At 52.8% G+C, this 20,035-nt stretch carries 13 protein-coding genes; 5 read left to right on the forward strand and 8 right to left on the reverse strand.

What is annotated here, in order from left to right; all coding sequences use genetic code 11:
* Window positions 1-51 precede the first annotated feature (51 nt).
* The gene (locus tag IFO68_RS10230) at window positions 52-2,310 is read right to left on the reverse strand and encodes a patatin-like phospholipase family protein (protein ID WP_192015798.1); all 2,259 of its coding nucleotides are present in this window, start codon (window positions 2,308-2,310) and stop codon (window positions 52-54) included.
* 115 nt (window positions 2,311-2,425) lie between these two features.
* Here IFO68_RS10230 and IFO68_RS10235 point away from each other — a divergent pair, with 115 nt between their 5' ends.
* Window positions 2,426-4,339, forward strand: coding sequence for a methyl-accepting chemotaxis protein (locus IFO68_RS10235; protein ID WP_192015799.1), 1,914 nt, complete (start codon window positions 2,426-2,428; stop codon window positions 4,337-4,339).
* A gap of 211 nt (window positions 4,340-4,550) precedes the next feature.
* Here IFO68_RS10235 and lpdA read toward each other — a convergent pair whose 3' ends face one another.
* The 5 genes from lpdA to ampD all read right to left on the reverse strand — a co-directional run bounded on the left by lpdA (window position 4,551) and on the right by ampD (window position 12,486).
* Window positions 4,551-5,975 (reverse strand): dihydrolipoyl dehydrogenase, encoded by a 1,425-nt coding sequence (lpdA, locus tag IFO68_RS10240; protein WP_192015800.1) that lies wholly within the window; start codon window positions 5,973-5,975, stop codon window positions 4,551-4,553.
* Window positions 5,976-6,162: 187 nt separating this feature from the next.
* Window positions 6,163-8,058, reverse strand: a complete 1,896-nt coding sequence (gene aceF, locus IFO68_RS10245) for a pyruvate dehydrogenase complex dihydrolipoyllysine-residue acetyltransferase (protein ID WP_192015801.1) — start codon at window positions 8,056-8,058, stop codon at window positions 6,163-6,165.
* Window positions 8,059-8,071: 13 nt separating this feature from the next.
* A complete protein-coding gene (gene aceE, locus IFO68_RS10250; RefSeq protein WP_192015802.1) occupies window positions 8,072-10,735 on the reverse strand; it encodes a pyruvate dehydrogenase (acetyl-transferring), homodimeric type in 2,664 nt (887 codons plus the stop codon).
* A 101-nt stretch (window positions 10,736-10,836) separates the two neighbouring features.
* Window positions 10,837-11,610: a pyruvate dehydrogenase complex transcriptional repressor PdhR gene (pdhR, locus tag IFO68_RS10255; RefSeq protein WP_027253657.1), complete on the reverse strand. Its 774-nt coding sequence runs from the start codon at window positions 11,608-11,610 to the stop codon at window positions 10,837-10,839.
* A 321-nt stretch (window positions 11,611-11,931) separates the two neighbouring features.
* Window positions 11,932-12,486: a 1,6-anhydro-N-acetylmuramyl-L-alanine amidase AmpD gene (ampD, locus tag IFO68_RS10260; protein ID WP_192015803.1), complete on the reverse strand. Its 555-nt coding sequence runs from the start codon at window positions 12,484-12,486 to the stop codon at window positions 11,932-11,934.
* Window positions 12,487-12,634: 148 nt separating this feature from the next.
* Here ampD and nadC point away from each other — a divergent pair, with 148 nt between their 5' ends.
* On the forward strand, window positions 12,635-13,531 hold the full coding sequence (nadC, locus tag IFO68_RS10265) for a carboxylating nicotinate-nucleotide diphosphorylase (RefSeq protein WP_192015804.1): 897 nt from the start codon (window positions 12,635-12,637) through the stop codon (window positions 13,529-13,531).
* 70 nt (window positions 13,532-13,601) lie between these two features.
* On the opposite strand, the gene glpQ is transcribed toward nadC, so the two are convergent.
* Both glpQ and glpT read right to left on the reverse strand, forming a co-directional pair.
* Window positions 13,602-14,660, reverse strand: coding sequence for a glycerophosphodiester phosphodiesterase (gene glpQ, locus IFO68_RS10270; RefSeq protein ID WP_225445168.1), 1,059 nt, complete (start codon window positions 14,658-14,660; stop codon window positions 13,602-13,604).
* A 95-nt stretch (window positions 14,661-14,755) separates the two neighbouring features.
* Window positions 14,756-16,117: a glycerol-3-phosphate transporter gene (gene glpT, locus IFO68_RS10275; RefSeq protein WP_192015806.1), complete on the reverse strand. Its 1,362-nt coding sequence runs from the start codon at window positions 16,115-16,117 to the stop codon at window positions 14,756-14,758.
* Between the two features lie 421 nt (window positions 16,118-16,538).
* Between glpT and IFO68_RS10280 the strand changes: the two genes are divergently transcribed.
* The 3 genes from IFO68_RS10280 to IFO68_RS10290 are packed head-to-tail and all read left to right on the forward strand — an operon-like array spanning window position 16,539 to window position 19,970.
* Window positions 16,539-17,033 (forward strand): pilin, encoded by a 495-nt coding sequence (locus tag IFO68_RS10280; RefSeq protein WP_272872727.1) that lies wholly within the window; start codon window positions 16,539-16,541, stop codon window positions 17,031-17,033.
* A 1-nt stretch (window position 17,034) separates the two neighbouring features.
* Window positions 17,035-18,735: a GspE/PulE family protein gene (locus IFO68_RS10285; protein ID WP_192015807.1), complete on the forward strand. Its 1,701-nt coding sequence runs from the start codon at window positions 17,035-17,037 to the stop codon at window positions 18,733-18,735.
* The gene (locus IFO68_RS10290) at window positions 18,735-19,970 is read left to right on the forward strand and encodes a type II secretion system F family protein (RefSeq protein WP_192015808.1); all 1,236 of its coding nucleotides are present in this window, start codon (window positions 18,735-18,737) and stop codon (window positions 19,968-19,970) included. The genes IFO68_RS10285 and IFO68_RS10290 overlap by 1 nt, the downstream gene beginning before the upstream one ends.
* The last annotated feature ends 65 nt before the right edge of the window (window positions 19,971-20,035 follow it).

The following is a 20,035-nucleotide window of genomic DNA, read 5'->3' on the forward strand; positions in this document are numbered from 1 at the left end:
TAAAATCAGGCGGACTTTTACAACATTCACAAAACAGGAAAAATCCCAGTATTACAGGGCTCCTCCAAAAAACAGATAGAAAGAACTTAAATCTTCTTCCGTCCTGCCATAAGCCAGAATGAATGGCCCAAATGGCGTAGTAATACCAGTGAATATGCTACCTGCATAGTATCCTGGTATTTCTGAGACAGAAAGATTGGGATTATTGAACACGCCGCCCCATTCGACAGAGCCGCCCAGATACACCGCTGAGTTAAACAGGCCAAAGTCGTTATCCAGCAGATGGTATCGGTACACCAGGGCAGAAAATACTTTATTGTTACCCGACAAACTGTTTTTCGGTATGCCGGACAGATTCAGGAAACCACCCAGCTCTTTGGGATCTAGCCGTAAATCCTCATCGGAATGCACGTTGCCGTATTCCGCCTTGCCCATCAAGGTATGGCGGCCAAAAGTGTACGCTCCCTTCCAGCCCAAATCGAAATGCAAAGATGTGTCTGCACTGTGCTCACCCTGAAAACGCACACTGTCATCCGAAGAGGCAATCTCGGCGAGAAAAAAGTGGCCGTTGTTCGGCAGGGTGAAATCGTCCAGGGTATCAAGGTTGTACCTCAGATAAAGACGCCGGCTGCTGCGATCCTGATCGCCCAAATTCAGAATACCGGGAAATTGTGTCTCTCCGTTGCCAAACAGATAACCCAGCCTGAACTCTTGCCAAAGGGCAGGCTGCCACCCCAGTGAGCTGTCGATACTCACATCAATGAAGCGCGCAGCGAGAAAATCATCAATGTTCTTCAGGCTCGGTTCTTCCCCCGAAACAGCGACATGGGTATTGGTTACATCGTAGTCGATACCCATCACGGCGAACCATTCCTGATCGCTGGTAAAAGGCACATACAGTTCACTGGCGATACGCTTATCAGAGCCATATTCGAGCTCGTTGCGCCATTCAGCCCCTTTCTTTGACAGGCCGGTCGCCGTTAACCCCAACCCAATGGAGAAGTCGGTATTATTGGCAAAATCATCTTCTAAGGCGAAGCGCATGTCGATAAAGTTGGGCCCCCAGCTTTTGGCCTTCACTTCAAAGATCAATATATGGCGATTGCCTAAACGCTCAAACCTGTAATCTACCCGTTCAAACCTGTCCAGCGCATACAGATCGCGCACACTTTGCTCCAGCTGCTCGGTATTTACCTTCATGCCGGGTTTCAGTTGCAGCCGCTCTAACAGGACTTCATCGGCATAAGGACTGTTGTTGAGCAATTCAATTTCGTCGATCCGGCCTTCTTCCAAAAATTCCAGCTCGCGCCGGGCAGTCTGTTTGTAATCAATATATGTCTGATAAATACTGGCGTTGCCGAGTTCTGACAGCTGGAAGCGCACAGCCTGAACACTGTGATAACCGCTGTCAAAGGCTTCCGGCATGCGGTGAAAGTCTGTGGTGCTGATGCCCCGGACATCAGGACGCAGCAACAGGTCGGTATCGGACAACTGTGCTTCCTGCCGGGCAGAATTATCCCGCACCATAAAATCGGTCAGCTGATCCATGACCACCAGGTAGTCGCTCAGCTCATCGGCAGTTTTGAAATCGTTACTGATATCAACCGCGATCACCAGATCGGCGCCCATCTCCTTCACCACAGAAATGGGCAGATTATTGGTGATGCCGCCATCCACCAGCAATTTGCCTTCCAGCATCACAGGTGGCAGCAAACCGGGAACAGACATACTCGCCTGCATCGCCTCAGCCAGATCGCCACCGGACAACACAACGGGTTTAAGATTTTCAATATCAGTGGCAACCGCACGGTATGGTACAGGCAAGGCATCAAAGCTGGCCATCCAGGGCAAATTGCCGGATGTGGTACGCAGTATCTCGCCCATGGTTTGTCCCTGTACAAACCCTTTCGGCACTTTGATCTCCCAGAATTTAAACCCCAGATCCATGACTATCTGGAACCTGTCCTCTTGCTGCTTTTCACGAACCCGCCGCTCACTGCGCTGCACCCTGTCTTCATAACCCGACTCCCAGTCCACGGTATTGAGGATGGCTTCAACCTCATCGGCGCTCATTCCCGACGCATACAAGCCCCCGACATAAGCGCCCATGCTGGTCCCCACAATGTAATCCACCGGGATCTGCAGCTCTTCCAGCGCCTTCAGCACCCCGACATGGGCCGCCCCTTTGGCACCGCCACCGCCGAGGACAAGTCCGACCTTCAGGCGATCAGCATTTTTTTGCTCCGCTTTCACTAAAGCTGAAGTAAATACGGCCGATATCACAATAAATAATGCAAAAAAACGAAACATCCCTTTAAAAACACCATGTTGATCACTGAGCCGATGTGGGTGACACCGGCTAAAAAAGACAATTAATTCGCACACTTATACCGCAGAAATCCCGGTAGCAACAGAGAATTGATGCATGAACCTCAAGCAGCTTTCCATCAGGCAAAAACTTACACTGGCAATGAGCATAGCCGTCATTGCCTCAAGCGCATTAGTCAGTTACCTCAGTCTCAGCACCTCGCAGGACATTATTCAGTCGCGACTGCTCAGCAATGAACTGCCTACCCGGCTGGCCCAGTTCAGCGGACAAGTGGAATCAGAAGTCAGGCTGCTGCAAAACGCCACTGAACAGCTGGCAAACAATACGGCCATGCTAAACCTGCTGGCGCAGCCTGTCAGCGCCGACGACGAACAGCAGCTTATTGACCAGCTCAACAGCCTCAAGCGCCAGTATGGTCTGAACGATGCCTCTATTGCCAACCGGGAAACCGGGGATTACTGGAACCAGAACGGATTCCTGCGCCGCCTGAATCGTACTCAGGATAGCTGGTTCTACAACTTCCGTGATAGCAACAAGTCAAGAATGACCCAGGTGTTCAGGGAAGCAAACGGTGAGCTGAAACTTTTTGTCAATTACCAGCAGCTGAACGGCACAGGAATGTCCGGCTTTTCCCGCTCATTCAATGATATGGCTAATCTGCTCTCGCAGTTCAAACTGGAGCAAACCGGCTTTGTGGTACTGACGGATGCACGCGGCGTGGTGCAGCTTGATCCGAACAACCGCAACCCGGAAAAAACGCCTTTTACCGATCGCTTTGGTTCCGACAGCCGGGTGTTACTGGAAAAGAGCCCTTTCAATCTGTTTACCGCCCATTACCAGGGTCAGAAGCTGCTGCTGGCTTCCAGCTATATTCCGGCGATGGACTGGTTTGTGATTGCTCAGGTGCCTGAACAAGAAGTGTTTGCCCAGTTAAATGAGACCCGCAATTATGTGATGCTTCTGGCTGTCCTGACCACCCTGGCATTTATTGGCCTGGCGGTATACCTGAGCCAGACCATCACCCGGCCGATCCGCCAGGCCGCTGATACCTTCCGCGAACTGGGCGAAGGTGATGGCGATCTGAGCCGACGCATTCCTGTGTCAGGTAAAGACGAAATTGCTGAACTGGCCAATGGTTTCAATGCCTTTGCCAGCAAGATCCATGCACTGGTTGTCGACGTCGCTGCCACGGGCACAGAGCTCCGTGAGGCCGCCGAGCAAGTCTCTGCTCAGGCACAAGCCACACTGGATCACAGCCAGAATCAGCGTGATCGTACCCTGCAGGTGGTCACAGCCATTAATCAGATGGGCGCCACCGTCAATGAAATTGCCGGTAATGCGGCTTATGCGGCGGAATCCGCTTCGCAGGCCACCTCGGCCACCAGCAATGGTCAGCAAGTGGTCCAGAGCGCCCAGGACAGTATTGAACAGTTGGCCGGCGATATGCACAACATGGCAAAAGTGGTCGCGACACTGGCAGACAATACCGTCGCTATTGGCGGTATTCTGGAAGTGATTCGCGGCGTCTCCGAGCAGACCAACCTGCTGGCACTCAATGCCGCGATTGAAGCTGCGCGGGCCGGCGAACAAGGACGGGGCTTTGCCGTGGTCGCCGACGAGGTACGTAACCTGGCCAGCCGCACTGCGGCCTCAACCGATGAAATCCAGACCATGATTAACCGCCTGCAGCAGGAAGCGCAACACGCCGTCCAGGCGATGCAGAACAGCCAGCAATTAACCGAAGCCGGCACCCAGGCCGCTGATGATGCCACCAAAGCACTGCTGCTCATCAACGATCAGATCCTGCAGATTTCCGATCTAAACACCCAGGTCGCCACCGCAACCGAGGAGCAGTCCACCGTTGTGTCTGATATCAACATCAATATCGAAGATATCAACGAGAATACCCAGCGTACCTCAGACACGGCGAATGAGATGGTCACGTCCAGTCAGAATCTGCACGCTTTGTCGCTCCGTCTGGAGCGTATGGTCAGCAGCTTTAAACAGTAATCAGATCTGCATGCCTTCAAGCGCCGTGTCCAGAACACTCCCTTCTCACCTCCCCCTCTACGAGGGGGAGAAACAAAAACAGCGAGCCTGAATTCCTTTTCCTGGCGTTTCCCTCTACGAGGAGGGAGGAACCGAATGCCATTACTCTGGTTCGAAACGTAAAAAAGCGCCTCAAGGGCGCTTTTTTCATGCAGTCAGAAAAGGTAAAAAATTACTTTTTCTTCTTCGCTTTGGCGTTTGGCAGGTCAGTGATCGAACCTTCGAACACTTCCGCAGCCAGACCCACAGACTCGTGCAGAGTCGGGTGAGCATGGATAGTCAGTGCGATGTCTTCGGCATCACAACCCATCTCGATAGCCAGACCGATTTCGCCCAGCAGTTCACCGCCGTTAGTACCTACGATAGCACCACCGATAACACGGTTAGTGTCTTTGTCGAAGATCATCTTGGTCATGCCGTCAGCACAGTCAGACGCGATCGCACGGCCAGAAGCGGCCCATGGGAAAGTAGCAACTTCGTAGTTGATGCCTTCTGCTTTCGCTTCTTTCTCTGTCTTACCCACCCAGGCAACTTCAGGCTCAGTATAAGCAATTGAAGGAATCACTTTCGGGTCGAAGTAATGCTTCTTACCGGCAATCACTTCTGCCGCTACGTGACCTTCGTGCACACCTTTGTGTGCCAGCATTGGCTGACCCACCACATCGCCAATCGCGAAGATGTGTGGCACGTTGGTACGCATTTGCTTGTCGGTGTTGATGAAACCACGCTCATCAACCGCCACGCCCGCTTTCTCAGCGTCGATCAGCTTACCGTTTGGTGTACGGCCGATCGCCACCAGAACCGCGTCGTAACGAACAGGCTCAGCCGGTGCTTTCTTGCCTTCCATTGACACGTAAATGCCGTCTTCCTTCGCTTCAACCGCAGTCACTTTGGTTTCCAGCATCAGGTTGAACTTCTTGCTGATACGCTTGGTGAAGACTTTGATGATGTCTTTGTCTGCCGCAGGGATCACCTGATCAAACATTTCAACGACGTCGATCTGAGAGCCCAGTGCGTCATACACAGTACCCATTTCCAGACCAATGATACCGCCGCCCATGACCAGCAGTTTTTCTGGTACTTCTTTCAGTTCCAGCGCGTCTGTTGAGTCCCAGATACGCGGATCTTCATGTGGGATGAAAGGCAGTTCAATCGGACGGGAACCGGCTGCGATGATAGCGTTGTCAAATTTCACCGTAGTGGCTTCTTCGCCTTCTACAACGATAGTGTTCGGATCGGTAAATTTACCGTAGCCGTTCACGACAGTCACTTTACGCATTTTCGCCATACCACCCAGACCACCGGTCAGCTGGTTGATGACTTTATCTTTCCAGATGCGGATCTTGTTGATATCGGTTTGTGGCTCACCAAATACCACGCCGTGATCGGCCATGGCTTTAGCTTCTTCGATGACTTTCGCCACGTGCAGCAGTGCTTTCGATGGGATACAACCCACGTTCAGACACACGCCACCCAGAGTGCTGTATTTTTCAATCAGAACCGTTTCCAGACCTAAGTCTGCGCAACGGAAAGCGGCAGAGTAACCGGCAGGACCTGAGCCTAGAACTACGACCTGGGCTTTAATTTCTTTACTCATTATTGACCTCGTTGTAAGTCATCTATCCCTAACTGGCTGTAAGGCAGAATGCGTTATTTTTTTATTTTCAGACCGCGCAACAGTTTACAGACCTGTTATCACCCTGAAAAGGAAAATGGCATTCCCTGTGAGCCAGGCAACAATTCCTTGCCCGTTCATACGGGCAAGGAATCTCGGGTCACACCTTTTACAGCACCAGACGACGAATGTCGGACAGCATGCCGTTCAGGTAAGTAATGAAGCGTGCACCTTCAGCACCGTCGATCACACGGTGATCGTAAGACAGTGACAGCGGCAGCATCAGGCGTGGTTCGAAGTCCTTGCCGTTCCATACTGGTTTCATCTCAGACTTAGACACACCCAGGATGCCCACTTCAGGGGCATTCACGATTGGAGTGAATGCCGTACCACCCAGGCCACCCAGGCTTGAGATAGTGAAGCAGCCGCCCTGCATGTCAGCAGCCGTCAGTTTACCGGCACGGGCTTTCTTAGAGACCACCATCAGCTCTTCAGACAGCTCGTAGATGCCTTTCTTGTTCACATCTTTGAACACAGGCACAACCAGACCGTTTGGTGTATCTACCGCGATACCGATGTTAACGTATTTCTTCAGGATCAGGCTCTCACCGTCGTCAGACAGAGAAGAGTTGAACGCCGGGAAGGCTTCCAGAGACTTGGCAACAGCTTTCATGATGAACACCAGCGGGGTGATCTTCATGCCTGTGTCTTTCTTCGCTTCAATCGCATTCTGCTCTTTACGGAAAGCTTCCAGCGCTGTGATGTCTGCGTCATCCCACTGAGTAACATGCGGGATCATCACCCAGTTACGGTGCAGGTTGGCGCCAGAGATCTTCTTGATGCGAGACAGCGGCTTCACTTCCGTTTCGCCGAACTTGCTGAAATCTACTTTCGGCCAAGGCAGCAGACCCAGTGCCGCACCGTCACCTTTACCGGATGCAGAAGCTGCTGTACCAGACTCAAGGCGTTTCAGCGCGTCTTTCACATAGCTCTGAACGTCTTCTTTCAGAACGCGGTTCTTGCGGCCGGTACCTTTGACTTTCGCCAGGTTAACACCAAACTCGCGAGCCAGACGACGAACAACCGGAGAAGCGTGTGCGTATTCGTTGTTTTCAACGAAATCGCCACTCGCTGCAGGAGCTTCAGCTTTCGCAGCCGGAGCCGCCGCTGGTGCTGCTGCCGGAGCAGGTGCTGCGGCCTGAGGTGCTGCAGCCGGGGCGGCACCAGCCACTTCGAATACCATGATCAGAGAGCCGGTCGAGACTTTGTCGCCGCTCGCGATCTTGATTTCTTTCACTTTACCCGCGAATGGTGCAGGCACTTCCATTGAAGCTTTGTCGCCTTCCACTGTGATCAGAGATTGCTCTTCTTCCACCATGTCGCCAACGGCAACCATGATTTCAGTCACTTCAACTTCGTCACCACCGATATCCGGTACGTTCACTTCTTTGTCAGCCGCCGCGGCTGGTGCTGCTGCCGGAGCAGGAGCTGCTTCAGCCGCTGGAGCCGGTGCTGCTGCACCAGAACCTGCCACTTCAAAGACCATGATCAGAGAACCCGTCGACACTTTGTCACCGGATACGATCTTGATTTCTTTTACCGTGCCCGCGAATGGCGCCGGTACTTCCATCGAAGCCTTGTCGCCTTCAACCGTGATCAGAGACTGCTCTTCTTCAACACTGTCGCCAACCGCCACCATGATTTCAGTGACTTCAACTTCGTCGCCACCGATATCAGGCACGTGAACTTCTTTCAGTTCAGCGGCGGCTGGAGCGGCAGGGGCTGCAGCAGGCGCGGCTTCTGCAGCTGGAGCAGGTGCCGCTTGCGCCGCACCCTCCGCTTCGAAGATCATGATCAAAGAACCGGTAGACACTTTGTCGCCTTCCGCTACTTTGATTTCTTTTACGATACCCGCCTGAGAAGCCGGTACTTCCATGGAAGCCTTGTCGCCTTCAACAGTGATCAGAGATTGCTCTTCTTCCACCTTGTCGCCAACGCTGACCAGGATTTCAGTAACCTCAACCTCATCAGCACCGATGTCAGGTACATTAATTTCGATTGCCATTATTTATTGCCTCTTACGCGAATAGCGGGTTGATCTTGTCGGCATCGATGTTGAATTTCTTGATTGCTTCCGCAACGGCAGATTTCTCAACATCACCACGCTTGGCCAGCTCGTTCAGAGCTGCAACAACCACGTAGCCAGCGTTCACTTCGAAGTGACGACGCAGGTTCTCACGGCTGTCAGAACGGCCAAAGCCATCAGTACCCAGCACTTTATAAGATTCAGCCGGGATGAAGGCACGCACCTGATCCGCATAGTTCTTCATGTAGTCAGTTGCTGCAATGGCAGGTTCAGTACCCATCACTTCCGCGATATAAGTGACTTTCTGCTCAGCTTCCGGGTGCAGCATGTTGTAACGCTCTGCGTCCTGACCGTCACGGGCCAGTTCGTTGAATGAGGTTACAGAGAAGACGTCAGACGCGATGCCGTAATCGTCGCTCAGGATTTGAGCGGCTTTACGTACTTCAGTCATGATGGTGCCTGAGCTCATCAGCTGAACTTTCGCTTTATCGCCCGCGTAAGTTTCCAGCTTGTAGATACCCTTACGGATACCTTCTTCAGCGCCTTCCGGCATCGCTGGCATTGCGTAGTTTTCGTTCATCAGCGTCAGGTAGTAGAACACATTTTCCTGATCGCCATACATGCGACGGATACCGTCTTGCATGATAACGGCCACTTCGTACGCGAACGTCGGGTCGTAAGAGATACAGTTCGGGATAGTGTTGGCCAGAATGTGGCTGTGACCATCTTCGTGCTGCAGACCTTCACCGTTCAGGGTTGTACGACCGGCTGTTGCACCCAGCAGGAAGCCACGTGCTTGCTGGTCACCCGCCATCCACGCCATGTCGCCAACACGCTGGAAGCCGAACATAGAGTAGTAGATGTAGAAAGGAACCATTGGCAGGTCGTTGGTGCTGTACGAGGTCGCCGCAGCTACCCACGAAGACATAGCGCCCAGCTCGTTAATACCTTCCTGCAGTACCTGACCTGCGGTGTCTTCTTTGTAGTAAGACACAACGCCACGGTCTTCAGGGGTATAAGTCTGACCGCTTGGGTTGTAGATACCGATTTGACGGAACAGGCCTTCCATACCGAAAGTACGCGCTTCGTCAGCAATAATAGGAACGATGTTCTTACCGATGTTCTTGTTCTTCAGCAGCACGTTCAGTGCACGCACAAAGCCCATAGTGGTTGAGATATCACGCTTCTGCTCTTCCAGCAGCGGTTTGAACTCTGCCAGCTCAGGCACAATGAACTCTTGGGTGAAGTTCGGCAGACGCTTAGGCGTGTAACCGTGCAGTGCTTTACGACGAGCGTGCAGGTATTCGTGCTCTTTCGAACCTTCTTCCAGTTTCAGGTAAGGCAGGTTCTTCACGTCATCTTCAGACACCAGATCTTGCAGACCCAGGCGATCGCGCAGGTGCAGAACATGGGTCATGTCCATTTTCTTCACCTGGTGCGCAATGTTCTTACCTTCGGCCGCTTCACCCATGCCATAACCTTTAACGGTTTTAGCCAGAATAACAGTTGGCTTGCCTTTGGTGTCTTGCGCGTTTTTGAATGCCGCGTACAGTTTTGATGACTCGTGACCGCCACGCTTCAGCGCAAAGATTTCGTCGTCAGTCATGTCAGCAACCAGGGCTGCTGTTTCAGGGTATTTACCGAAGAAGTGCTCACGCACGTAAGCGCCGTCTTTGGATTTGAACGTCTGGTAGTCACCGTCAATGGTTTCGTTCATCAGCTGCAGCAGTTTACCTGTGGTATCTTTTGCCAGCAGAGAATCCCAGTTGTTACCCCAGATTACTTTAACTACGTTCCAGCCTGCACCTTTGAACAGACCTTCCAGTTCCTGGATGATGCTGCCGTTACCCATAACCGGGCCGTCAAGACGCTGCAGGTTACAGTTAACCAGGAAGCACAGGTTGTCCAGTTTCTCACGGGCTGCAAAAGAAATCGCACCGCGTGATTCTGGCTCATCCATCTCGCCATCACCCAGGAATGCATACACACGCTGAGCAGAGGTATCTTTCATACCGCGGCCATTCAGGTACTTCAGGAAACGCGCCTGATAGATAGAGGCGATTGGACCCAGACCCATAGACACGGTTGGGAATTGCCAGAATTCAGGCATCAGTTTAGGGTGCGGATAAGAAGAAATACCTTTACCGTCGACTTCCTGACGGAAGTTATCCAGTTGCTCTTCAGTCAGACGACCTTCAACGAAGGCACGAGAGTAGATACCCGGAGAGATGTGGCCCTGATAGTACACCAGGTCGCCGCCGTCTGTTTCGTTAGCTGCGCGGAAGAAGTGGTTAAAGCACACTTCGTAGAAAGCCGCAGAAGATTGGAACGAAGCCATGTGGCCACCCAGTTCCAGATCTTTCTTAGAGGCACGCAGTACGATCATTACGGCGTTCCAGCGGATAATTGCACGGATACGACGTTCCAGAGTGGTATCACCAGGATACGCAGGCTCTTGTGCTGCAGGAATGGTATTGATGTAGTTAGTGGTAATGCCCGTTGGCATGTCTACTCCACCCAGACGCGCTTTTTCCAGCACTTGCTCCAGCAGGTACTGTGCGCGCTCTACACCTTCTTCACGAACGACGGACTCCAGGGCTGCTAGCCATTCTTGAGTCTCCAGTGCGTCCACGTCATGCTTCATGACTTCAGACATGCGATCTATCCTTTCGTTGATATTCTACAAAACCAGGGTTTTATCGCCCCTAACAATGTCGCGACTGTTTGATACCGACCTCGGCTTATATGAGGGAAGTATTAATCCAGCCCGTCCTTGCGTTGTTGAATCCTGCGAAGAGAGCGTTCACGTCTGCTATCTTCAAGCGTTAAATCCAACAATGTTTCCTCGATATAAGCCAAATGTGCATGCGATGCTTCACGCGCCATTTCCGGCTGCCCGGAAACGATCGCATGCACAATATCGGCTCGGTGTTTGCTCACCTTCTCCACCACCTCTGGGCGACGGTTCAGGAGTTCAAAGTTTTGTAATACGTTTTGTTCCAGCAAGGGGGCGAGACTGCGGATGATATGCAGCAGTACCAGATTATGAGCGGATTCGGTCACCGCAATCAGATACTGCATCACAGCGGCAGCTTCAGACTTGAGATCACCCTGTTGCTGGGCTTCCTGTATCCGGCTGTGACAGGCGCGGATACGGTCGAAATCGTCTTCATTGCCGCGAAGAGCGGCATAGTAAGCAGCCAGCCCTTCAAGGGCATGGCGGGATTCGAGTAAATCGAGCTGTGTTTCAGGATGGGCTGCCAGTAAGTCCAGCAGGGGATCAGAAAAGCTTTGCCATAACTGATCCGACACAAAGGTGCCCCCGCCCTGACGACGGGTCAGCAGATGTTTGGCTTCTAAGCGTTGAATCGCTTCGCGTACCGAAGGACGCGAAACGTCAAACTGCCGCGCTAACTCTCGTTCAGGCGGCAGTTGGTCTCCGGGGGACCATATCCCCTCCAGGATCAGTCGCTCAAGTTCTTGCTCTATGACGTCTGAGAGCTTGGCTTGGCGAATACGCTTATAAGTCATTTATTAGTATCTGCTTCTTGTATTTTTTTATCTTACAGTTCGACCCTACGACCGGTTAATTGGTCATACCAATTTAACTATATACAGAAATTTTACAGAAATAATTGAGGATGTCTACCGACAACTTGATTCATGTCATGGTACTTCGAGCAATAAATCCCCGCAATTCGGACCATGAAAGCCAAAAATTATCGCAACTTTAGACCATAATCCCGCATGTTGCGAACAAGATTCCTACAGAAAGTTAATGGTCAGACCAATTTGTTAACATTTTCGTCACATACAAAAATGTCACTTTTTGTAAAACAGCTCAAATTTTTTTTAATCACTTAACCCGCTTTTATAACACCGCCAGTCAAAGGCCAGTCCAGGGTCGGTCTTGCGGCCGGGAGCAATAAATTCATGCCCGGTGATGCGGGCGCGGGACAGTTGCGGATAACGGGCTAACAAAATGCGGGTGAGTCGGCGCAGAGCGTCATACTGCTCCGGGGTATATGGCAGGGTATCTGTGCCTTCCAGTTCAATGCCGATAGAAAAATCATTGCATTTCTCTCTGCCGGCAAATTCAGACACACCGGCATGCCAGGCTCTGGCATTGAAAGGCACAAACTGAATCACTTCGCCATCGCGGCGGATCAGGCAATGGGCGGATACCCGTAACTGATGAATTTCCCGAAAATACGGGTGCCCGTCCGGATCCAGTTGTCCGGTAAAAAGCTGCTCTATATAAGGACCGCCAAACTGCCCTGGCGGCAGGCTGATATTGTGTATCACCAGCAAAGAGATATCGGTTTCATCCTGCCGGCGGTCACAGAACGGAGAAGGCACCCGTTTCACTTTGTCCAGCCAGTGTTGGTCGTTAATTCTGAAATTCATGCCTGCTGCCTGTTTGCTTGATTTACCTGACACTAAGGATAAAACCTGTAGACGCTCTCACTCAACCCGAGAATGCCTTCCCCTTGCCAGCATCTCACAGTATGATCGGCTTCATTTCGACAGCCTCAGCCAACACGGTATATAAGTTATGAGCCCTACGGAACAAAAACATGATACGCAGTCTCGCCTGGCCTACCTGCGCCAGCAGCTTCCCGAAGATATCCGCCGCAATGTGGCCGATGCGCTGCGCGAAGATTTGGGCGGCGAGATTGATGCGGCCCGCGACATTACTGCCAGCCTGATCCCGGCGGACAGCCAGGGAACGGCCACCATTATTACCCGTGAATCCGGGGTGTTCTGCGGCCAGCTCTGGGCCGACGAAGTGTTCCGTCAACTGGGTGAGCAAGTAACCATAGACTGGCAGGTCAGCGACGGCGATCCGGTTGAGCCCAATCAGGTGCTGTGCGTGCTGCAGGGCCCGTCGCGTATTCTGCTGACTGGCGAGCGCAATGCAATGAACTTCATCCAAACCTTATCCGGCTGCGCCACTAAGGTGGCACATTACGCCGATCTGCTGGAAGGCACTCCAACCCGTCTGCTCGATACCCGTAAGACCATACCCGGCCTGCGCAACGCACTGAAGTACGCTGTTGCGTGTGGCGGCGGTTTCAACCACCGTATCGGAGTATTCGATGCCTATCTGATCAAAGAAAACCACATCATTGCCTGTGGCGGGATCAGACAAGCCGTTGAGGCGGCCAGGCAGCTCAATCCGGGCAAGCCGGTGGAAGTGGAAACCGAGAGTCTGGATGAACTGAAACAGGCCATTGATGCCGGTGCTGACATCGTGATGCTGGACAACTTCACCACGGATATGATGCGCGCAGCGGTTGCGTTAAATCAGGGACAGGTCGCTCTGGAAGTGTCGGGCAATGTCACCGATGAAACACTGCGCGACTTTGCTGAAACCGGTGTCGATTATATCTCGGTCGGCGCGCTGACCAAGCATGTGCGTGCCATGGACTTGTCGATGCGCTTTACGTAAATACCCACATGACTCAGAACAGAAAGGGAGCGCCAGAGCGCTCCCTTTTCTTATTAAGGATGAGTCCCTGTTAGCCGCGGTTCAGGAAAGACACTGCTTTGTCCGGGAAGTCAGTGAATACGCCATCCACTTTCACTTTGTTATAAAACACGTCCAGCATGTCATCAAAGTTATCCGCATAAGGGGCAATACGGCCTTCATCGGCACGGAAAGTGTAGGGGTGAACCACCAAACCGGCAGACTTAGCTTCTTTCATCAGCGGCAGGATGATCAGCTTATCCTGGGTTGATTTATCATCCACCAGCATAGGTTTCCATGGCCCAATACCATCGGCATACTGAGCCACTTTTGCCATGCCGCCTTTTTCAAACATCCAGTCATAGTTGTACGGCGTTGCATCCTTGCCTTGATACACCATGGTCTCGTTCCAGTCGGTGTAGGCCATCAGCTGTACCAGATTGAGATCCATCTTCATGGCCGGCATCAGTTCATCATTGATGCGTTTGAGTTCAATCGGATCAAAACACTGCACAAAAGCTTTGTCGTCTTTGCTGTCGTAGCCGTAGGCTTTCAGCACTTTCAGTAAGGCCTTGGAGATATCCTTGCCTTCGTGGCGGTGGAACCAAGGGGCTTTGATCTCAGGGTAGATCCCTATGTTGTAACCCAACGTGCTGTTAAGACCTTGGATCAGCTCAATTTCTTCCGCCAGTGTCGGCACAGTAAAGGACGACTTCCACAGCGGGAAACGGTCAGGAAAACCCGCCACCTTGTTGCCGTCTTTATCTACATTAAAGCCTTCGGTCAGACGCAGACCTTGAATTTCAGCCAGGGTAAAATCGATCGCGTAGTAACGGCCGTCGGCACGGGCACGATCAGGATAACGCTCCGCCACGTCTGTCACACGATCAAGATAATGATCATGCAAAACAACCAGTTGGTCGTCTTTGGTCATCACCACGTCTTGCTCGATATAGTCAGGTTTCATGGCATAGGCCATTGCTTTGGCTTCCAGCGTGTGCTCAGGCAGGTAGCCCGACGCGCCACGGTGTGCAATCACCAGCGGATCCGCCAGAGAGAAGGAAGAGTAAGTCAGTGCAGCCAGGGTTAAGCCAATAACGTTCAGTTTCATTTTATTATCCATATGTTGGTACATAGACACCCGAAAAGAGTCAGGCCGTCACAGTTATGAAACGGCCCGAATAATATAAAGATTAAAGCATGAATTTAAGCAAGTGCTTGTTCGCGTGCTTTTTGTTTATGGTGCGCCCGCTCACCGACAAAGGCATACATCAGGAAGATGATGGATGCGATACAAGAGCCCACCAGCACGATGAAACCGCCATCCCAGCCAAAGTGATCCACTGTGTAACCCAGTACCGCATTCGCCGCGACAGCGCCACCCAGGTAACCAAACAGGCCGGTCAGACCCGCCGCTGTGCCCGCCGCTTTTTTCGGCGCCAGTTCAAGCGCATACAGACCAATCAGCATCACAGGACCATAAATCAGGAAACCGATCGCAATCAGTGCCAGCATATCAACAGTTGGATTGCCTGCCGGGTTAAACCAGTAAACCAGTACTGCCACAGTAACCAGCACCATGAACAGAATACCGGCAGGCGCACGGCGCCCTTTGAACAGTTTGTCAGAAATCCAGCCGCACAGCAGCGTGCCCGGAATACCGGCCCATTCATACAGGAAATACGCCCAGGATGATTTATCCACAGTGAATTCCTTGGCTTCTTTCAGGTACACAGGTGCCCAGTCGAGTACGCCGTAACGGATCAGGTACACAAAGGCATTGGCAATCGCGATAGACCACAGCAGCTTGTTAGAAAATACGTACTTAAAGAAAATTTCTTTGGCCGACATCTCATTTTCATGAGACTTGTCGTAATCGTCCGGGTAATCGTTTTTGTATTCTTCAATCGCCGGCAGGCCGCAAGACTGAGGTGTATCACGCACCGTCAGCCAGATGAAAACAGCCACCAGGGCAGCAAAAAAGGCAGGTACATAAAAGGCCGCGCGCCAGTCATCCTGGAAAGCCCATAACCCCAGCAAAAACAGCGGGCCAATCAGGCCGCCGCCCACGTTATGAGCGACATTCCAAACCGAGACAATTTCGCCCCGCTCTTTACGGGACCACCAGTGCACCATAGTCCGGCCGCACGCTGGCCAGCCCATACCCTGGAACCAGCCGTTCAGGAACAGCAGGATAAACATGGCGGTAATGCTGCTCGTTGCCCAGGGCATGAAACCGAAGCAAAACATCACCAGCGACGACATCAGCAGGCCGGCACTTAAGAAATAGCGCGGATCGGATCGGTCAGACACGCTGCCCATCAGAAACTTCGACAGGCCATAGGAAATAGAGACAGCGGCCAGCGCGACACCCAGATCACCACGGCTAAAGCCCTGCTCAATCAGGTATGGCATCGCCAGACTGAAATTCTTACGTACCAGGTAATAACCTGCATACCCGAAAAAAATTCCAATAAAAAGCTGCCACCGCAGCCGTTTGTAGGTGCTGTCAACCTTGTCTGCCGGTAGCAGAGGCTGATGCGCTTTGGGAGTGAAAATTCCAAACATTCAGAGGGAACCTCGTTGTTATGATTATTGCGATGGTTTTTTAATGAGCGAGTGAGCGTATTCATCAAACTGATGAAAGTAAATCTTTTCGTTTGTGCTCATTTGTTATCTGTGATCTGAGTATTGTCTTGATAGACACCCAACAAAAATAGTGGTTTTTAAGTGATTTACTGCAATTGCACTGTGTTTATGCTCATTTCGCACCATGAGCACATTCGAGCAAGTCAGTCTGACTAATGTCAATCCGGCCCTTGATACCGCCTGCCCGACACCGTTTTCTTCGAGCAGCCTCCAGCGATCGGTTGTAAGCCCTGGCTGTTACAGCTAAGGGGTTGAATAGCACCGAGAAACCAAGATTCACTGCTATCCATATGAATAACATGACTTATTTTCATTCGCACAGTTTCTTCAGGCGGATAGCATGATGACCAGACACAGTGGATTTACATTGATTGAATTGATGATAGTGGTGGCTATCATCAGCATACTGGCGGCTTTTGCCATGCCGGCTTATCAGGGATACACCCAGCGTGCCCATGCAACTGAAATGCTGCATGCTTCCTCGGCGATGAAAACCGCGGTCAGTTTATGCCTGATGACAGGGCAAACATCAGGTACCGCCCAGCTGGTCGACTGTCAAAGCGGCAGTAACGGTGTACCTGCCAGACAACTTTTCAGCAAAAGCAACGGTGACAGTTTTGAAATTTTCTCAACAGTGACGGCAAGCCTGTCAGGGACCACACCAACCATCACTGACGGCGCAGCCATAGTAGCGCGTATTCCGGAAGGACAGCGCAAAGGCAGCCTGCCGGCAAATGCGGAAATCCGGTTACAGCCACAGAGCGACGCCCACGGCATTGTCTGGCGCACACTTTGCAGCGGTGATAACCAGTCGCAATTTTGTCCGGGGCAATAATATGAGCAGCGCTCTGGTCAACACTTTGCTGCAATCCAGCCTAATCAATCCGGCTGAAGCCGATCGAATCCTGGCCGAAATGCGCCATCATCACCTGAACGATATCGCGGCCATCGTCAGCTCTGGGGTGTTCAGCGACTGGGATCTGGCCAAACAACTGGCCCATCTTGCTGCACTGCCCATGGACGATGTCCACCATTACGATTACCAGTCGGTCTGTAAAAGGCTGAGCCTCAGACCCCTGATAGAAAGACACAGCGTGCTTCCCCTCGCACTGGACAAGGATGTGCTCACCTTAGGGATCGCCAACCCCTTTGACACCCGCAGTCAGGACGAATGCCGCTTTGCCTCCGGCTATCAGATTTCACCGGTGATTTTACCGCTCAGGCAGCTGGAAAACGCCATCAGGCGGATTTACGGTGACCCGATTACCAGCACGCTGCATACTGCCAGCCTCAACGACAATGAGATAGCGCAGCTCTCAGCCGCCCAGGCTCCGCCGAGCGAACAAGCAGCCGACAACGACGACGCCCCTGTCAGCCGTTATCTCAACCACCTGCTGCTGGATGCGGTACGGCGGCAGGCCTCTGATATTCACATCGAGCCGTTAGAAAAACAGTGCCGGATCCGGTTTCGCTGCGATGGCCTGCTTCTGATTCATGCCACTCCCCCTTCAGATTTGGCTGCCCGGCTGGCCGCCAGACTCAAAATACTGGCCAGACTCAACATAGCAGAGCGGCGCCTGCCTCAGGACGGCCGCTTCAGGCTGCCGCTCAATCAAGATCTGACCGTAGATATGCGGGTCTCGACGCTGCCTGCGCAGTGGGGAGAAAAAGTCGTCTTGCGCTTACTCGACAGCAACCATATTCCGCTGGCGCTGCACAGGCTGGGGTATACCGACGGCCAGCGTAATGTCTTTGAGCAGGCACTGACTAAGCCACAGGGCCTGATCCTGGTGACCGGCCCGACCGGCAGCGGAAAAACACTGTCGCTGTATGCCGCCCTGAATTTACTGAACAAGGAACACCGCAACATTTGTACCGCGGAAGATCCGGTCGAGATTCAATTACCCGGCATCAACCAGCTTCACATTCACCCCGCCATCGGGCTGGATTTTGCCACAGCACTGCGCACCTTTCTGCGCCAGGATCCCGATGTAATCATGATAGGTGAGATCCGGGATCAGGAAACCGCAACCATGGCGGTACGCGCCGCGCAGACCGGCCATCTGGTTCTGTCCACCCTGCACACCAACTCCGCGGCCGATACCCTGAACCGATTACAGCACCTGGGGATCGCGCCTTATGAACTCAGCACCTCACTCAGTCTGATCATCGCCCAGCGGCTGGTCCGCTGCCTGTGCCCGCACTGTAAGCAACAGACTGACCTAGCGATCAGCCAACGCCAAAGACTGGCCATAGACGCATCAACGCCAGTGTTCGCCGCCAACCCTCAGGGGTGTGAGCACTGTAATCAGGGCTACTTAGGCAGAACCGGGTTGTTTGAACTGGTATCTTGCAAAGCCAGCCAGACAAACCCGTTAAGTGAAGCCGCGCTTTACGATTTTATGACTGAGCAGGCTGACGGCTTGTCACTGGAGCAGGCCGGGATCCGTTTGCTCTGTCAGGGCCTCACCAGCCTGAGCGAGCTGCAGCGGGTGCTGGCATGTGACAATCTGCAGCCGGATGCCGGGAGCGCCTGATGGTACCGGCAGAACGATTAGGTTACTTTCGGTGGCGAGGACGCCAGAGCAATGGTCGCAGCGTCAGCGGCGTGCGTGTCGCTTTCCAGCCCGGAGAGATCGAAGACTCCCTTCGCATTCAATCGATTACACCTCAGTCCATCCGCCGCATCAGACCCGGCTGGTTAATCTATCGCCGTCATCGTTTCCGGCAGCAGGATCTGACCAACATGTTCCGGCAGCTAGCCAGCTTACTGAGTGCTTCTCTGCCGCTGAGCGCAGCGCTGGCCATTCTGACCAAAGAGCAGAGCCGGATGGAAGCCGCCGCCATACTGAACCGTATCCAGCAGCAGGTCACATCCGGCACCCCGCTCTCTGAAGCCGTTGCCCGCCACACACCCTGTTGCGATGCCATAGTCACCAGCCTGCTCAAAGCCGGTGAGTTCGCAGGGCAACTGCCGCAAATTCTCGAACAGATTGCCTCGTACCGCGAACAGTATCATCAGCTGCAGCGTACCCTGTTCCATACCCTGCTCTACCCTGCTGCAGTTTGTGTGGTGGCCATGGCAGTAACTGCCCTGATGTTGGTGTGGATCATTCCGCAATTTGCCGGATTGTTTGCCACCATGGGCCACCAGCTCCCCTGGTTGACCCGTGCAGTGCTGACGCTGTCGGACTACGCCGGCCGGTACAGCCTGCAACTTATGGCCAGCGTGGCCCTGATAACCGGACTCTGCCGCTGGCAGTATCGCCGCAGCCTGCGCTGGCAATACCGTTTTCACCACGTAGCACTGCTGTTTCCACTAGCAGGCACCTGCCTGCATCTGGCAGCGCAAGCGCGATTCACCCGCACATTGGGCACCACTTTTCAGGCCGGCGTCCCTTTGCTGGACGGGCTGAATCTTGCCGCGAGCACCTGCGGTAACAGAGTGCTGGAGCACACCTACCGTCAGGCTGCCCGGCTGGTCGCCGGCGGGCAACCGCTCCACTCCGCAATCCGGCAAGGGATGGGCAAACAGCGCGCCCTTGTTCCTGAACGTCTGATACAGCTCATCATGGTCGGTGAAGAAACCGGGAAAATAGATACTCTGCTGTTCGAGCTGGCGGCTTACTATGACAACGCACTGTCACAGCAGTTGAAAACGCTGACAACCCTGCTCGAGCCTGTGCTGATACTTGTCATAGGGATAATTATCGGTACCTTGCTGCTGGCCATGTACTTGCCCGTGTTTGATCTGATGAAAGCCGTTGGTTGAGTTATTTGTCTGCGGCTCGCTACTGACGGCAAAATCAGGCTAAAATAACGGTTCTTCGGATATCT

Source organism: Photobacterium arenosum, assembly GCF_014841115.1.
Classification (GTDB): Bacteria; Pseudomonadota; Gammaproteobacteria; order Enterobacterales; family Vibrionaceae; genus Photobacterium; species Photobacterium arenosum.

Excerpts from the sequence above, each read along its gene's own strand:
- glpQ (WP_225445168.1), bottom strand. The coding sequence starts at position 14,660 with ATGAAACTGAACGTTATTGGCTTAACCCTGGCTGCACTGACTTACTCT.
- aceE (WP_192015802.1), bottom strand. The coding sequence starts at position 10,735 with ATGTCTGAAGTCATGAAGCATGACGTGGACGCACTGGAGACTCAAGAA.
- glpT (WP_192015806.1), bottom strand. The coding sequence starts at position 16,117 with ATGTTTGGAATTTTCACTCCCAAAGCGCATCAGCCTCTGCTACCGGCA.
- IFO68_RS10280 (WP_272872727.1), top strand. The coding sequence starts at position 16,539 with ATGATGACCAGACACAGTGGATTTACATTGATTGAATTGATGATAGTG.
- ampD (WP_192015803.1), bottom strand. The coding sequence starts at position 12,486 with ATGAATTTCAGAATTAACGACCAACACTGGCTGGACAAAGTGAAACGG.
- lpdA (WP_192015800.1), bottom strand. The coding sequence starts at position 5,975 with ATGAGTAAAGAAATTAAAGCCCAGGTCGTAGTTCTAGGCTCAGGTCCT.
- pdhR (WP_027253657.1), bottom strand. The coding sequence starts at position 11,610 with ATGACTTATAAGCGTATTCGCCAAGCCAAGCTCTCAGACGTCATAGAG.
- IFO68_RS10290 (WP_192015808.1), top strand. The coding sequence starts at position 18,735 with ATGGTACCGGCAGAACGATTAGGTTACTTTCGGTGGCGAGGACGCCAG.
- IFO68_RS10235 (WP_192015799.1), top strand. The coding sequence starts at position 2,426 with ATGAACCTCAAGCAGCTTTCCATCAGGCAAAAACTTACACTGGCAATG.
- IFO68_RS10285 (WP_192015807.1), top strand. The coding sequence starts at position 17,035 with ATGAGCAGCGCTCTGGTCAACACTTTGCTGCAATCCAGCCTAATCAAT.
- IFO68_RS10230 (WP_192015798.1), bottom strand. The coding sequence starts at position 2,310 with ATGTTTCGTTTTTTTGCATTATTTATTGTGATATCGGCCGTATTTACT.
- nadC (WP_192015804.1), top strand. The coding sequence starts at position 12,635 with ATGAGCCCTACGGAACAAAAACATGATACGCAGTCTCGCCTGGCCTAC.
- aceF (WP_192015801.1), bottom strand. The coding sequence starts at position 8,058 with ATGGCAATCGAAATTAATGTACCTGACATCGGTGCTGATGAGGTTGAG.